Source organism: Bradyrhizobium algeriense, from assembly GCF_003062295.1.
GTDB classification, from domain to species: Bacteria; Pseudomonadota; Alphaproteobacteria; order Rhizobiales; family Xanthobacteraceae; genus Bradyrhizobium; species Bradyrhizobium algeriense.
Genome location: NZ_PYCN01000049.1, coordinates 1 through 15,351 on the forward strand (window position 1 = coordinate 1; position 15,351 = coordinate 15,351).

The following is a 15,351-nucleotide window of genomic DNA, read 5'->3' on the forward strand; positions in this document are numbered from 1 at the left end:
GATGTGCCGCAGCTTGGTGGACATCGGCTTGACCACGATTTCTTCGGTGTGGAACACGCCGTCGACCACGATGCCAAAGGTCTGGCTGCCGACCTGCGTCACCACGATGAAGCCGTTCTCGGGGTCGCTTGACGAGCCGTCGTCGATCTTGAGCAGCTTCTTCAGGTGCATCAGCGGCAACAGCTTGTTGCGCAACCTTAAGACCGCGGTGTCCTTGATGCGCTCGATGCGGTGTTCGGAGTTGGCGCGCGCCCGCACCAGTTCGACCACGGACAATTGCGGGATCGCAAAGCGGTCGCCGGCGGCTTCCACGATCAGGGCCGAGACGATGGCCAAGGTCAGCGGGATCTTGATGGTGACGCTGGAGCCCTCGCCGGCCACCGACTTGATGTCGATGGTGCCGCCGATCTGGTCGATATTGGTGCGCACCACGTCCATGCCGACGCCGCGGCCGGAGACCGAGGTGACGGCGGCGGCCGTTGAGAAGCCCGGCGCAAAGATGAACTTGTGGATCTGGGCTTCCGTCATCTTCTCCAGCTCGGTCTCGCTGACGAGACCGTTCTGCAGCGCCTTGGCCTTGATCCGCTCGGTGTTCAGCCCGCGGCCATTATCGGCGATGCAGATGATGATGTGGCCGCCCTCGTGATAGGCGGAGAGCCGGATGGTGCCCTGCTCGCCCTTGCCGCTGGCGAGCCGCTCGGCCGGGGTCTCCAGGCCGTGGTCGGCGGAGTTGCGCACCATGTGCGTCAACGGATCCTTGATCAGGTCGAGCACCTGGCGGTCGAGTTCAGTGTCGGCGCCGTGCATTTCCAGTTCAATTTGCTTGCCGAGTTCGCCGGAGAGGTCGCGGACGATGCGCGGCAGCTTCTGCCAGGCATTGCCGATCGGCTGCATCCGCGTCTTCATGACGCCTTCCTGCAGCTCGGCGGTGACGTTCGACAAACGCTGCAGCGGCACCTTGAACTCGGTGTCCTCGTTGCGGCGGGAGATTTCCAAAAGCTGGTTGCGGGTCAACACCAGCTCGGAGACCATGGTCATCAGATGTTCGAGCGTGTCGACGTTGACGCGGATCGACTGGTTGGCGATCTTGTCGGCTTCCTGGACGTCGGTGTCGGCGACAGCGGCGCGCTTGGCCGGCTTTGCCTTCGCGGCTTCCTTGGCGGTTTCCTTGGCGATTTCCTTGGCTTCCGGCTTGGCGGCGGTGGGCGCCGGTGCGGCCGGCTTGGCGACGGCGGCCGGCGCGGGTTTGGGCGCGGGCGCAGCTTCGATTTCGGTCTCGCGGAAGGCGCGTTCGAGGTCGTCGAGCGAGACCTCGCCGGGACGCAAGGGGCGCTCCAGCACCTGGTCCACCAGCGTGCCCGCCGTCATCGCGGGCTGCACCGGCGGTGCGGCGACCACGGGGACAGGTGCGGGTTGAGCGGGCGCTTCGGCCGCCGCATGCTTGGCGCCTTCGGCCATCGCATGCAGCTTCTCGATCAGGTCTTCGTCGGTGCCTTCGGGTTCGGTCTCGGTGGCCTCGAGGCCGGCGAGGATTTCCTTGATGCGGTCGATCGAGGACAGGATCAGCGTCACGGCTTCGGCCCTGACCGGCATGCCGTCGCGGAATTTGCCCATCAGCGTCTCGCCGGCATGGGCCAGCGCTTCCAGCCGCGGCAGCCCCAGGAAGCCGCAGGTGCCCTTGATGGTGTGGACAAGGCGGAAGATGTTATCGAGGATCTTCGCGTCGCTCGGGTCCTGCTCGAACCGCACCAACTGATTATCGACCGTATCCAGGCTCTCGCTGGTCTCGGTCAAAAACTCCCGCAACAAGTCATCCATGAAACTGGCCTTCGTACGCACCGGCACGCGACATCGACGTGCCTTACGGAACGAGGCCAGCTTCTATGCAAAGCGTTTAATATTGGTTGCTCAAATGGAAAAGAACGGGATCAACAAAGAGATAAGGCGGCAGAAATGAATTCTGCCGCCTGTTTTCAACACTTGGTTAACCATGTTTGCGCGTAGGCCGCGCTTCAGGCCGCGGTGACGACCACCTTTTCCCCGTCGGGCGCAAGCGTCACGCTGAGCCCGCAGGCCTGCGCCAGCAGCCGCGTATAGTAAGGCTGCACCGCATGCGCATCGACGGAAGCCGTCGAATTCACGCTCAAGAGATCGGCGATGTTCTGCGGCAGGCGGGCGTTCAGGCCGGCCGAGGTCACGCGAAAACTCATCGTCTCGCCGTCGCCGATCGGATCGATCGTCAACGTACCGCCGCGCGGGATCGTCTGCTGCGCAATGATCAGCATGTTCAACAGCAGCTTGACGCGGTTCTTCGGCAGCAACAGCCGCGGCAGATTCCAGGTGATGGTGATCTTGCCATCCTCGATGTGGCCGCGCGCCATGGTCTGCGCATCGCCGAGATCGATCTGCGCGCCCGCCGATCCCGCCGCTCCAAACGCCAGGCGGCAGAACTGCAATCGTGCGGAGGCGGTCTTGGCGCTCTTGCGGATCAGATCGAGCGCGAAATCGCGGTCTTCGGGCTTCGGGTTGTCGTCCAGCACCTCAAGCCCATTGACGATGGCGCCAACCGGGCTGATGAGATCGTGACAGACTCGCGAACACAACAGCGCCGCAAGTTCGAGGGCATCGGGAGCAGGACCGGGAGACGAAGTGCCAGACATCATGGGTTCCTGGAAAGCCGCCTGGTCGCAAATTGCTGGCGGGCAGTTACGAATCACGCGTGCTTATCGGTTTGATACACTGCGCAGGCCCGTGCTGCCAGCACGGGGCGGCAATGGTAAGGCAGGACGAACAGCAAATAGGCTTAAGCCATGAATGAGGCACGTCCACACGACCGCGATACCGCCGCGGCGCTGATCGAACCGCTGACCGACATCGTGATCCGGGCGGGTGCGGCCATCCTCGCCGTCAACCGTTCCGCCATGAAGGTCGACGGCAAGACCGACGGCTCGCCGGTAACGGAGGCCGATCTGGCGGCCGACCGAATCATCGCCGAAGGCCTTGCCCAGGTGGCGCCCGACATACCGTCGCTGTCGGAAGAGCGCGCCGAGCAGGCCACCCTGCCCTATCAGGAAAGTTTCTTCCTGATCGACCCGCTGGACGGCACCAAGGAGTTCGTCGCCGGCCGCAACGAATTCACCGTCAATCTGGCGCTGGTGAGCTACGGGACGCCGCTACTCGGCATCGTCAGCGCGCCCGCGCTCGGCCTGATCTGGCGCGGCATTGTCGGTCGCGGCGCGGAACGGCTGACGCTTGGCAAGGGCAAACCGCTGATCGAGCCGGTTCGCACCCGCGTCCACCCGCCGCGCGGCCAGCCGTGGACGGTCGCGGTCAGCCGCTCGCATGGCGATGCCAGGACCGAAGCCTTCATTGCGGCAAGGCCGGGTGCAGTACGGTGCGAGCTCGGCTCGGCGGTAAAATTCGGCCGGGTCGCCGAAGGCTGCGTCGATATCTATCCGCGGCTGTCGCCGACTTCGGAATGGGACGTGGCGGCGGGCCATGCGGTCGTTACGGCGGCCGGCGGCAGGATAACGGATTCAAACGGTGCGGCACTGGTATTCGGCACGGCGCGAAAGGACTTCATCGTTCCGGAATTCATCGCCTGGGGCGATCCGAAGGCGGTTTGAGTGCTGTAGCCCGGGCGAGCGCAGCGACCCCGGGGCGGTGCCAGCCAAATCGAATATCCGTTGGGTTTTGTTACCACCGCTCCCGGGGTCGCTGCGCTCGCCCGGGCTACAGCTCGCTACTGCGCGAGCCCACGCTCCAGCGCCGGCCAGCGCGCGGTGGCGTCTTTCAGGAAGCGTGCCGGCTCGGCGGCGAACGCATCGCGGTTTTCCTCGCGGCCGAACAGATAGAGCCGCTGGCCCGCGACCACCCAGAAGCGCGGGTTACCCGCATAGGTGACCCCTCGCCCCAGATCGACCGGGTCATAGCCGCCGAACTGGGGCCCGTAGATTTCCGGATGCGCCACGAAAGAAGCGCGATTGCCCTCGTTGCGGAAACGTCAGACGGCGCCGGCTTCGCGGGCCTCGAAGGCGGGCAAGCCCTGGGCTGCCATGGATTCGGTGAAATAGGCGACGGGATCGAAGCCCTCGATGGCGAGTCCGGAATAGCGGTTTACGACCACCCGCTCGGTGGTCGCGGCCCACGCGGCGAAATCAAGGCTGAGCGCAGCAAAAAAGCCTGCCAATAAGGCAAAAAGGGCTATTCCGAGGCGTGAACCGTATCTTTCCTGCCGTTGTGCCGTCATAGTTGGTGCCGATAACATTGCGAGTCGAGGGGACACTGGGCGCAACCTAGAGCCATGCTGTTGGCGTCAGGTTAAGGCGGCGGCCAGAATTTCGATGCCAGGGGTTCTTTCATGACGTTTGCTTCACGCCTTGCCGCGGTGACGTTCGCCGCGCTGATGTGCTGGACCGTACAGGCTTCCGCACAACAGCCGCAGCAGGCACCATATCCGCAGCAGCAGGCACCCTATCCGCAGCCGCCGCCGGGAGCCTATCCGCCGCCGCAACGCCAGGCGGGGCCCGAGACCTTTGGACCCGACGAACTGGTTTCGGCCGGGCACAAGTTCTTCGGCAACGTCTCGCGCGGGCTTGCCTCGGTCATCGAGCGCGCGGTCAGCCAATGGGGCCTTCCCAACGGCTATGTGCTCGGCGAGGAAGGCTCGGGCGCTTTTGTGGCAGGCCTGCGGTATGGCGAAGGCACGCTCTACACCAAGAACGCCGGCGATCTGCGGGTCTACTGGCAGGGGCCGTCGGTCGGCTTCGACTGGGGCGGCGACGGCGCGCGCACCATGACGCTGGTCTACAACCTGCCCGCCACCAACGCGATCTATCAGCGCTTCGTCGGCATCGACGGCTCCGCCTATATCGTCGGCGGCTTCGGCATGACCGCGCTCACCGCCAACAACATCGTGCTGGTGCCGATCCGCTCCGGCATCGGACTGCGGCTTGGCGCCAATGTCGGCTATCTCAAATATACCCCGCGCGCGACCTGGAACCCGTTCTGAGCCCGTTCGTCGGGATATCCACACGCGTCTCGTTCTGCCGATTCAGGTTAACGCGGCAATGGGCTGGCCTTTAGCCGGCCGGGCGTGGCATTGTGATTAACGAATCCTTGTCTGTGTGGAGTGACCATCCATGATCGAGCCGATCATGTATCTGGCGATCGGTTTTCTGGTCTCCATGCTGTTCGGTCTGATGATCGTGCCGCTGGTGCATAACCGTGCGGTGCGGCTGACGACGCGGCGGCTCGAGGCGGCAACCCCGCTGTCGATGGCCGAGATCCAGGCCGACAAGGACCAGCTGCGCGCGGAATTCGCGATGTCGGCGCGACGGCTCGAAATGAACGTCGAGCAGCTCAAGAACAAGACCACGAGCCAGCTCGCCGAACTCGGCAAGAAGAGCGACGCGATCAACCGCATGAAGATCGAGCTCGGCGAAAAGAACGCCACGATCTTTTCGCTCGAAGCGCGCGAGAAGGCGGTGAAGGAGCAGTTGCGCGCCACCGAAGAGGAATTCGCGGCCAAGACCGAACTCTTGCGCAGCGCCGAACAGGCGCTGACCGACAAGCAGGCCGAGCTCGCCAGGATCAATCACGAATTGAATGATCGTGCGATGACGGCGGACAGCCGCCAGGTCGAGCTGGTCGCGGTGCGCACGCAGATCGAGCAACTGAAGGGCCGCGTCGGCGACGCCGAAAAGGAATTTTCGACGACGCAGGCCCGCCTCGCCCAGGAGCGCGTCGACTCCGAGCGCGCGACGCACGAACTGAGCGAAGCGCGCAGCCGCGTCGAAAATTTGAGCCAGCGCGTCACCGACCTCGACCGGCAATTGATCGTGCAGGTCAAGGAAGCCGAGATGCTCGGCAACCGCGTCAACGACCTCGAAGCGCGGCTGGCGACGCAAGGCAAGATCCTGGCCGAACGGGAATACGAAAACAATCAGCTCAGGCAGATGAACGAAAACGCCGAACGCGCGGCACGCGAACTGCGCGCGGAGATCGCGGCGACGAACGGCGGCAAGTCGCCGGTCGTCGAGAAATTGCGCAGCGAGAAGGCCGCCGTCGAGGAGCAGCTTCGTATCGCCCGCGACGAGCGCGCCAAACTGCAGCGTGACATCAACGCCATCCAGCAGCAGGCCGAAAGCTCGTGGCAGACCGAGCGGATGGAAAACGCGCTGCTGCGCGAGCGCATCAACGACATCGCCGCCGAGGTCGCAAAACTCGCCATGCAGCTCGAGGGCCCGAATTCGGCGATCGAGGCCATGCTGGCCGCGGAACCGGCCGTGCCAAAAACCCCGGCCAAGCCCGCCAACGACGTCACCGGGGCCGCAGCCGTCTCGGAAGGCGGCGGGACGCTGGCAGAGCGCATCCGCGCGCTGCAGTCCCACGCTTCGCGGGCCCGCCAGCAGGGGGCGTAATTCGCCGAATTTTTGTTCTGACGCGTTTTCTTGTCGCGAACCGGTGCCCACTTCGCTTGAAAACGCTACGGCGTGGCCTGACTATCGCTTGACACTGAGGGCCCGCACTTCGTAAATCGCGGGCTCTGACGGCCCTCGTTTTCGCCGTTCCCGGACGCATAGCTCAGCGGGAGAGCGTTCCCTTCACACGGGAGAGGTCCAAGGTTCGATCCCTTGTGCGTCCACCATTCTCCTTTGTAATCAACGATGTAATGGATCAACTCCCCAGGGTGTGCCCCGAACAACCTGGGGCACAATGGAGGGCACTTCAGCACGGTCGCCAAAAATCGCTCACCGCCGATGCGATCCCGACGCCACTTAAGAAACTTGGCTGATCCATTACGACGACATCCGTTTCGGCAACATCGTAAATGCGACACGACCAATAGAACTGGAGAGTTCGCTCCACCCGCGCTTCATCGCGGAACGCGAGCAGTCGCCTTTACCAAGCTTGTGATTGCGGAGGCCCGTCATTTGCCTTGGATCGCTGAAGATTTTTATCGGCTGGGGAAGGAACCCCTACTTGAAGTCTTTGCAAGTTGCCTCAGAAGTTGAGCAAAAGAAAAGAAGCTGAAATGTCCTTACCCGTGCCCCAATCCCTCGGCGTGTGCACCGCTTGCTTCGGCGCCGTGATGAGTCAGTGGCTTCATGCCCGTAAGGGTACGCAGCAGCACGTAGAACACCGGCGTCAAGAACAGGCCGAAGATGGTGACGCCGATCATGCCCGAGAACACAGCGACGCCCATGGCACGTCGCATCTCCGAGCCCGCACCGGTAGACAGCACCAGCGGCAGCACGCCCATGATGAACGCCATCGAAGTCATCAGGATCGGACGCAGCCGCAGGCGGCTGGCCTCGATTGCGGCGCGGATCGGCGAACGGCCGGCAAATTCGAGCTCGCGCGCGAATTCGACAATCAGAATCGCGTTCTTGGCCGACAGGCCTACCAGCACGATCAGGCCGATCTGGGTAAACACGTTATTGTCGCCCTTGGACAGCCAGACGCCGAACATCGCGGCCAGCAAACCCATCGGCACGATCATGAGGATCGACAGCGGCAGCGTGAGGCTTTCATAGAGCGCGGCCAGCACCAGGAACACCAGCAGGATCGCCAGCGGAAATACCCACAGGCCGGAATTGCCCGCGATGAACTCCTGGTAGGTCAGGTCGGTCCATTCGAAGGCGAATCCGGGCGGCAGCGTTTCGGCCGCAATGCGCGTGGCCGCTTCCTGGGCCTGTCCGGACGAAAAACCAGGCGCTGCGGCAGCGTTGACGTCCGACGACAAGAAGCCGTTGTAGCGGATGGCGCGTTCAGGACCTGCGCTTTGGCGAATCTTCAGGAGCGCCGATAATGGCACCATGTCGCCGGACGCGGAGCGAACCTTCAATTGGCGGATGTCGTCCGCCCGCGCGCGGAACGGCGCGTCGGCCTGGACATAGACCGAATAGGTCCGGCCGAACTTGTTGAAGTCGTTGACGTAGAACGAGCCCAGATAGATCTGCAGGGTGTTGAATACTTCCGTCACGGGAACGCCGAGCTGCAGCGCCTTGGTGCGGTCGATGTCGGCGAACAGTTGCGGCACGTTGACCTGGAAGCTTGAGAACGCTCCGGCAATCTCGGGCGCTTTGGACAGCGCCGCCATGAAGGCCTTGGTCGTCTCATTGAGTGCCTCATAGCCGAGCCCCGCGCGGTCCTCGATCTGGAGCTTGAAGCCACCGATCGTGCCGAGACCGTTGACCGGCGGCGGCGGGAATATGGCGATGAACGCCTCCTGAATTCCCGCGTATTTCTTATTAAGCTCGGCAGCAATCGCATTACCGCTGAGCGAGGGATCCTTGCGCTCCTCGAACGGCTTCAGCGTCGAGAATACGATGCCCGCATTGGAGGAGTTGGTGAAGCCGGAGATCGACAGTCCCGGAAACGCCACCGAGCTTTGCACGCCGGGCTGGGTCAGCGCGATGTCGCTCATCTTGCGGATCACTTCCTCGGTCCGGTCCAGCGTCGCGCCGTCCGGCAGCCGCGCAAAGCCGACCAGATATTGCTTGTCCTGCCCGGGTACGAAGCCGCTCGGCACCTGTTTGAACAGCACAGCGGTGGCGCCGACCAGCAGAATATAGACACCGATGACAACGGACTTGCCGAAGATCACCTTTGTCACGCTGCGACTGTAGCTGTCGGACGAACGCGTGAAGACCTTGTTGAAGCCGCGGAAGAACCAGCCGAGCGCCTTGTCGAGGACGAGGGTGAGCTTGTCTTTGGGATCGTTGTGCCCCTTCAAGAGCAGCGCCGCAAGCGCCGGAGACAAGGTCAGCGAATTGACCGCAGAGATCACGGTCGAGATCGCAATCGTCAGCGCGAATTGCTTGTAGAACTGTCCGGTCAGACCACTGATAAAAGCCAGCGGCACGAATACCGCGATCAAGACCATTGCGATTGCGATGATCGGCCCCGACACTTCTTTCATGGCCTGATACGTCGCGTCCCGCGGCGACAGGCCGCCTTCGATGTTGCGCTCAACGTTCTCGACCACGACGATGGCGTCGTCGACCACGATGCCGATCGCGAGCACCAGGCCGAACAGACTGAGCGCATTGATCGAGAAGCCGAACACGTGCATGACCGCAAACGTGCCGACGATCGACACCGGCACTGCCAATAGCGGGATGATCGACGCCCGCCAGGTTTGCAGGAACAGGATCACGACAAGCACGACCAGTGCGACCGCCTCGAGCAGCGTGTGAATCACCGCTTCGATCGACGAGCGCACGAACTGGGTCGGGTCGTAGACGATCTGGTATTCGACGCCTTCCGGCATGTTCTTCTTGATCTCGGCCATTGTCGCGCGGACGTTGTCCGATATCTGCAGCGCGTTGGATCCCGGCGCCTGGAAGATCGGAATCGCCACCGCCTGCTTGTTGTCAAGCAGCGAGCGCAGGCCATATTCCGATGCGCCGAGTTCGATGCGCGCGACTTCGCGCAACCGCGTCACCTCGCCGCGCGCCCCCGTCTTGACGACGATGTCGCCGAACTGCTCTTCGGTGTTGAGGCGGCCTTCGGCATTGACAGAAAGCTGGAGATCAAGGCCCTTGACGCTGGGCGAGCCGCCGACCACGCCGGCCGCCGCCTCGACGTTCTGCGCCTGGATCGCCTTGACGATGTCGTTGGCAGTCAGGCCGTGCTCGGAAGCTTTTTGCGGGTCGACCCAGACCCGCATCGAATAATCGCCGGCGCCGTAAAGCTGGACGTCGCCGACGCCATCGATGCGCGCCAGCCGGTCCTTGACGTTGAGCACGGCGTAGTTCCGCAAATACGTCATGTCGTAACGGTTGTTCGGCGACAGCAGATGCACGACCATAGTCAGGTCGGGCGAGCTCTTCTTGGTGATGATGCCGAGCTGCCGGACCACGGCCGGTAGCCGCGGCTCAGCCTGCTGCACGCGGTTTTGCACCAGTTGCTGGGCCTTGTCCGGGTCGGTGCCGAGCCGGAAGGTCACCGTCAGCGTCATCGCACCGTCGGTCGTCGCCTGGCTTGCCATATAGAGCATGCCCTCGACACCGTTGATCTGCTCCTCGATCGGTGTCGCAACCGTCTCGGCGATAACTTTTGGATTGGCGCCGGGATAGGTCGCACGCACCACCACCGAGGGCGGCACGACGTCGGGATATTCCGAGATCGGCATCGCCATCAGCGAAATCAGGCCGGCAAGAAAAATCAATACCGACAAGACGCCCGCGAAGATCGGCCGGTCGATGAAGAATTTGGAGAAATTCATGAATTGTGCCCCTGCGCAAGCGTTTAGCGCTGCGCGACGTGCTGGTTATCGTCCGTGGAGGCGCGCTGCGAACCACGCACGCCCATCTCGGCCACTTCCGTTTTCACGAGCGCGCCAGGACGCAGCCGTTGCAGGCCATTGACCACGACGCGATCTCCCGATTTCAGGCCTGAGGTGACGACGCGAAGCCCTTCGACGCTGCCGCCGAGCGTGATCGGGCGATAGAGCGCACGATTGTCCGAGCTTATGACCATCACGAATTTCTTGTCCTGATCGGTGCCGATCGCGCGCTCGTCGACCATGACAAGCGTCTGCTGCTTCGGCTGGCCCATCCGCACCCGCGCGAACTGGCCCGGGATCAGCCGGCCATCGTCATTGTCGAAGGTGGCGCGAACGCGGATGGTGCCGCTCTGGCCGTTGACCTGGTTGTCGATCAGCTGGATGCGCCCCTTAAGGGTGGCGCCCGAAGACGTCGACATCTCTACCGGAATTTGATCGAGTTTGCCGCGCTTGCCGCCGGCATCGGCGATTGAACCGATAGCGCGCAACACGACGTCTTCGTCGGCATCGAAACTGGCGTAGATCGGATTGACCGAAACCAGCGATGTCAACACCGGCGATGAGGTCCCGGCCGCAACGAGATTGCCGACCGTCACCTCGATCTTGCCGACCCGTCCGTCGACGGGCGCGCGCACTTCGGTGTAGCCAAGATTGAGCTTGGCGGTTTGCAGCGTCGCTTCGGCCGCCTTCACATTGGCGATGGCTTCGCGATTTGCGTTGTCGCGCTGATCATAGTCCCGCCGGGTCACGACGTTATTGCCGACAAGCTGCGCGGCGCGTTCGAGCTCGCCAGCGGTGAAGACCACACGCGCCTTGGCAGCTTCAAGCTGGGCCTGGGCCTTGTCGACCTCCGCCGCGTAAGGCGCGGGATCGATCTTGAACAGCAAATCGCCCGCCTTCACCAGTTCCCCCTCGGTGAAATTGGTCGATTGGATCGCACCTGCAACCCGTGGGCGGAGCTCGACCCGGTTGACAGCTTCCAGGCGCCCGGAGAAATCGTCCCACAGGCTGGTCTGGCGCGGCTCGACCACTGCCACCGTGACCGCAACCGCGGGTTCAGCCGCGGCAACGTTTTGGGTCGCCTGGGCGGGATTTTGAAAGTAGCGACCGGTCAGCGTCGAGCCGGCAGCAACAGCGGCGCCCAGGATCGCAACGCCGACGATGATGCTTCGGAATCGACCTGGACGGCGGGTGTCGGAAAAGGGGGGCATTTGCGCGCTCCATAACTGTAGTGTTCGCTACAGATGTGGAGCTGGACGCGGTTTCGCAAGATACTTATGTATCAGACACTACGAAAACTGTAGCCTAAATCCGAGAAGTGTGGAAAGCTTAGATAAACTGAATAAAAACAAATAGATAGAACCACAGGACGCGGATTCAGACACACGTCCGGTTCGAGGGAGTAACGAAATGGCCATGGGACGTCCCCGCGAGTTCGACGCCGGATCTGCGTTGGATCAAGCGATGGAAGTGTTTTGGCGGCACGGCTACGAAGGCGCGACCATCGCGCAACTCACCGATGCCATGGGCATCAATCCTCCAAGCCTCTATGCCGCATTCGGCAACAAGGAAGGGTTGCTGAAAGCTGCCCTCGACCGATACTCGGCCAAACGCGCCGCCTGGATGGACGAGGTCTTGGCGGCGCCGTCCGCTCGCGACGTCGCGGAAAGGATGCTGATGGGCATCGCGGACACCCAAACTGATCCTGCCAACCCACCCGGTTGTCTGCTGGTGCAAGGAGGTCTTGCTTGCGGGACGGGCTCGGAGAATGTCCCCTTCGAACTCGCCGCGCGCCGCGCATTGACCGAGGATCAGGTACGCGAGCGTTTCATCCGAGCGAAGCGCGAGGGTGACCTCAAGGAAACCGCCGATCCAGTAGCCTTGGCGCGCTATCTTTCTGCAGTGTCCGTAGGCATGGGCGTGATGGCATCATCAGGCGCCGATCGCGAGGCGTTGCGACAAGTGGCGACCGTGTCCGTCAACGCGATTGAACAGCAGTCGACCAACTCCTGAAGGAAGGCCGATTACCTCGCGCGTGCCGTGAGTTCCCTGGCAGTTTCTGGCGCTAGCCAGAGCTCCATTGACGCCAAGCGATGATGATCCGTCAGCGCCCAATCAGGACGGTCGCTGGGACATCATTGAGGCCGCTTTGGCAATGAGCCACTTTCGCTCTTCTTCCGAATATTGATCCCATGGTCGCAACGAGTGCTCAAACAGCTGGGCTAACTCGTCAAACTGCTCGCGGGCATTGAGCAGCTCAAGTAGCTCTGAAATTTCTGGATCAATATTGTTCACGGGAAAATCTCGAAGGCGCGCAATCGCCATCGCGCCTGATCGCAGATCGATATGAGCGCAAAAAGACGATTTCAGCGCAAACTTGTGAAACGAGCGCGGCTTCTTTGTGAGTAGACCGCCAATAGCTGGTGAACCTTGTTCGCAAAGTGATCTGTCGTGACCGGCGGCAAGCGGGTCGCGCAGAAAAAAAATTAAGTCAGATCCCAAACACCCAGATCGCGACGATGGTGCCGAGCGTCGCTAGCCCGCTGATGGTCCATCCGGTTGCGTAGGAGATGTCGTCGTCGCCGGTGCCGCGCATCGCGTCGGGGTCGGTGCTTGCTGACCGCCACTGCATGGCATTGCTCCACGAAGCCTGCCTGCAGGGATAACGCCGGTCCGGGTTCCCGGTTCCGCTCTATGTTGGCGGTCGTCGAAGAGACGACGCGCTCTTGTGCGATCAGGCGAAGGAAAGCCGACGTGCGTCGGAAGGCGCAATTTCGTTTTCGTCGCCGACAATGATGGTGACTTTCCACCCCTCGCTGGCCCAGACCCGCGCTTTGGCAACCGCCACCAGCATGCTGCTTCGTTCCATCCTGACGGTCTCGTCCTTGCGTTCCGCCACGATTCTGTACGCCATGCCACACCCCCTACGCACGTAGAACTACTGGGGAACGATGTTCGGTTACCGCTTTGTCCGCAATTGGCCGACAATTTGTCCAATCGGGGGCATGGTTAACGCCGGGTTAAGGGTGCAAAAGCGGCTTTTGGGGCCCTTTCGGCCCTATTTGGCGGCTTTCCGCACGTCAAGCACCGGTTTTGTTACCCCGTCCAGTCCGGTCAGGATCAGGACGGTCAAGAGCGCGTTCTGCGGGCCGTACCAGGCGTTAACCGGCTTGTACCATTCGTTGCGCGAGTGCCAGTTGCCGCCCTCCCCGCCGCCGCCAATGGTGACGGCCGGAATGCCGAGCGACATCGCGATGTTGGAATCGGTGGAAGAGCCGGCAAAGGTCGGCCGCGGCCCTTTTGTCACGGCGGAAACCGCGCGCTGGGTCGCCTGCACGATCGGCGAATCCATCGCCACGATGCCCGCCGGCCGGTCGCCGATCAGCCTGGCTTCCACCGTCATCTTGTCCGATTTCCAGCGCGCGTTTTCGTCCGTCACTGCCTCCTTGACGAGGTCGAGCAGCCGCGCCTCGAGCTTGAGCAGTTCGTCGGTCGAGTTCGAGCGCATGTCGACGGCCATCCGCGCTTCGGCGGCGATGGCGTTGACCGAGGTGCCGCCGTTCACGGTGCCGACGGTGAACGTGGTCTTGGGATCGGATGGCGGCTGCAATTCCCCGATTTTCGCAATCGCCCTTCCCATAGCGTGCGTCGCGCTCGGCAATCCGAACTCCTGGAACGAGTGCCCGCCGGGTCCCTTGAAGATAAATTCGTAACGATGGCTGCCGGTCGCCTGGTTGACGACGCGGGTGATGCCGAGCCCGTCGATCGAGATGAAGCCGTCGATGTCAGTGTGATCGCGGAACAGCGCTTTCACGCCGCGCAGATTGCCGAGTTCTTCCTCGCCAACCGTGCCGACGAACATGATGTCGCCGACGGTCGCGATCTGGTTTTCGTTCATCACCTTGATCAGCGACAGCATCGTCGCAAGCCCGCGCGAATCGTCGCCGATGCCTGGCGCTACAATCGCACCGTCCTTTTCCTTCACGGTGACGTCGGTGCCTTCGGGAAACACCGTGTCGAGATGCGCCGACACCACGAGCTTCGGCCTGCCGCCGCCGGTCCCCTTGCGCAGCGCGATCACATTGCCTTCGGCGTCGATCGAAGCGTCCTTGAAGCCGAGTTCCTGCATCCGCTTCTGATAATATTCGGCGCGGATTTTTTCCTTGAACGGCGGCGCCGGAATTTCGGTGATGCGCTTCTGCTCGGCAAAGGCCCGCTCGTCGTCGGCCTTGATGTCGTCGAGCGTCTTGACGATTTTGGGATGGGCGAGGATGACCTCGAAGTCGGGCGCGGAAGCTCCCTGCGCGCGAACCTCGTGCACCAGCGCATGCTGCGCGACGGCGGCAAAGGCGATGGCCAGGATCGATCGAGTGAGTGTCATCAAAAAATCTCCGTTTGCAGGATTCATCCTGCGCTTAAGCCCGCATCCTTCAGCCGGCCTGCGAACCAGATGGACAGGGCCTGGTCGAAGACGCCGCTGGTATAGACTTCCGACGTCGTGACCTGCGTCTTGCCGAGCGTCAGCAGCACGCCGATCCAGTAGGCGAACCACAGATGCGGATCGGTCAGCGCCCGCAGCTTGTGCTGGTCATGCTCGAGCGGCTGATGATTGGCCGATTTCCGCACCTCGACCGCGAGCAGATTGTTGGGAATGGCGCGCTGGTGCACCACGATGTCGGGATAGATGGATTTCGCGAGGTGGTCGTCGGTCGAGACGATCGTTCCGTGCGGCAGCCGCAGCGTGCGCTCGCCCAGCCGGTCGTATTCGCAATCGATCTCCCAGCCCGGAAACTGCTTTTCGAACTGCACCGCCAGCCGGTGCGTCAGCGCGCGCTCGCCGGCCTCCTTTTCGAGTAGAAAGGCTTCGCACGCGTAGAACTCGTGAAGTGCGGTGATGACCTTGTTCAGTTCGGTCTGCATGACGCCTCCCACAAGTCCCGCCGTCATTGCCTGCGACAAACGCGAAGCGTTTGCGCAAGGGAGCGCTAGCGACGAAGCAATCCAGACTTGCTTCCTGGCTTTATGGATTGCTTCGCTACGCTCGCAATGACGATCTC

Annotated in this window: 13 protein-coding genes, 1 tRNA gene and 1 pseudogene; 5 read left to right on the top strand and 10 right to left on the bottom strand. The window is 62.4% G+C overall.

What is annotated here, in order from left to right; genetic code table 11:
- On the bottom strand, nt 1-1,818 hold a 1,818-nt coding region (locus tag C7G61_RS38995), incomplete at its 3' end, for a chemotaxis protein CheA (RefSeq protein ID WP_145963771.1).
- Between the two features lie 194 nt (nt 1,819-2,012).
- Complete coding sequence (gene chpT / locus C7G61_RS39000) at nt 2,013-2,660, bottom strand: histidine phosphotransferase ChpT (RefSeq protein ID WP_108522925.1); 648 nt, start codon at nt 2,658-2,660, stop codon at nt 2,013-2,015.
- Between the two features lie 150 nt (nt 2,661-2,810).
- Here chpT and cysQ point away from each other — a divergent pair, with 150 nt between their 5' ends.
- Nucleotides 2,811-3,626: a 3'(2'),5'-bisphosphate nucleotidase CysQ gene (cysQ, locus tag C7G61_RS39005; protein ID WP_108522926.1), complete on the top strand. Its 816-nt coding sequence runs from the start codon at nt 2,811-2,813 to the stop codon at nt 3,624-3,626.
- A gap of 116 nt (nt 3,627-3,742) precedes the next feature.
- On the opposite strand, the pseudogene C7G61_RS39010 reads toward cysQ, so the two are convergent.
- Nucleotides 3,743-4,249: pseudogene (locus tag C7G61_RS39010) on the bottom strand (YHS domain-containing (seleno)protein).
- 111 nt (nt 4,250-4,360) lie between these two features.
- On the opposite strand from C7G61_RS39010, the gene C7G61_RS39015 reads away from it, so the two are divergent.
- From C7G61_RS39015 to C7G61_RS39025, 3 genes are all read left to right on the top strand, one after another.
- Entirely contained in the window at nt 4,361-5,011 is a 651-nt protein-coding gene (locus C7G61_RS39015) for a DUF1134 domain-containing protein (protein WP_108522927.1), read from the top strand.
- Nucleotides 5,012-5,141: 130 nt separating this feature from the next.
- Nucleotides 5,142-6,422, top strand: a complete 1,281-nt coding sequence (locus tag C7G61_RS39020) for a coiled-coil domain-containing protein (protein WP_108522928.1) — start codon at nt 5,142-5,144, stop codon at nt 6,420-6,422.
- Nucleotides 6,423-6,574: 152 nt separating this feature from the next.
- Nucleotides 6,575-6,649 (top strand) — tRNA-Val (locus tag C7G61_RS39025).
- A 393-nt stretch (nt 6,650-7,042) separates the two neighbouring features.
- Here the strand turns inward: C7G61_RS39025 and C7G61_RS39035 are convergent.
- On the bottom strand, nt 7,043-10,234 hold the full coding sequence (locus C7G61_RS39035; RefSeq protein WP_108522929.1) for an efflux RND transporter permease subunit: 3,192 nt from the start codon (nt 10,232-10,234) through the stop codon (nt 7,043-7,045).
- 23 nt (nt 10,235-10,257) lie between these two features.
- On the bottom strand, nt 10,258-11,505 hold the full coding sequence (locus tag C7G61_RS39040; RefSeq protein ID WP_108522930.1) for an efflux RND transporter periplasmic adaptor subunit: 1,248 nt from the start codon (nt 11,503-11,505) through the stop codon (nt 10,258-10,260).
- Between the two features lie 199 nt (nt 11,506-11,704).
- Between C7G61_RS39040 and C7G61_RS39045 the strand changes: the two genes are divergently transcribed.
- The gene (locus C7G61_RS39045) at nt 11,705-12,307 is read left to right on the top strand and encodes a TetR/AcrR family transcriptional regulator (RefSeq protein WP_108522931.1); all 603 of its coding nucleotides are present in this window, start codon (nt 11,705-11,707) and stop codon (nt 12,305-12,307) included.
- Between the two features lie 102 nt (nt 12,308-12,409).
- Here the strand turns inward: C7G61_RS39045 and C7G61_RS44215 are convergent, their stop codons facing one another.
- From C7G61_RS44215 to C7G61_RS39065, 5 genes are all read right to left on the bottom strand, one after another.
- On the bottom strand, nt 12,410-12,796 hold the full coding sequence (locus C7G61_RS44215; RefSeq protein WP_145963772.1) for a hypothetical protein: 387 nt from the start codon (nt 12,794-12,796) through the stop codon (nt 12,410-12,412).
- The gene (locus tag C7G61_RS45215) at nt 12,786-12,926 is read right to left on the bottom strand and encodes a hypothetical protein (RefSeq protein WP_190242189.1); all 141 of its coding nucleotides are present in this window, start codon (nt 12,924-12,926) and stop codon (nt 12,786-12,788) included. Before C7G61_RS45215 ends, C7G61_RS44215 begins: the two co-directional genes overlap by 11 nt.
- Before the next feature lie 102 nt (nt 12,927-13,028).
- Nucleotides 13,029-13,208 carry a hypothetical protein gene (locus tag C7G61_RS39055; protein WP_108522933.1) on the bottom strand — a complete coding sequence of 60 codons (180 nt, stop codon included), beginning with the start codon at nt 13,206-13,208 and terminating at the stop codon, nt 13,029-13,031.
- A 144-nt stretch (nt 13,209-13,352) separates the two neighbouring features.
- A complete protein-coding gene (locus C7G61_RS39060; protein WP_108522934.1) occupies nt 13,353-14,675 on the bottom strand; it encodes a M20/M25/M40 family metallo-hydrolase in 1,323 nt (440 codons plus the stop codon).
- A 23-nt stretch (nt 14,676-14,698) separates the two neighbouring features.
- Nucleotides 14,699-15,214, bottom strand: a complete 516-nt coding sequence (locus C7G61_RS39065; protein WP_108522935.1) for a hypothetical protein — start codon at nt 15,212-15,214, stop codon at nt 14,699-14,701.
- Between the last annotated feature and the right edge of the window lie 137 nt (nt 15,215-15,351).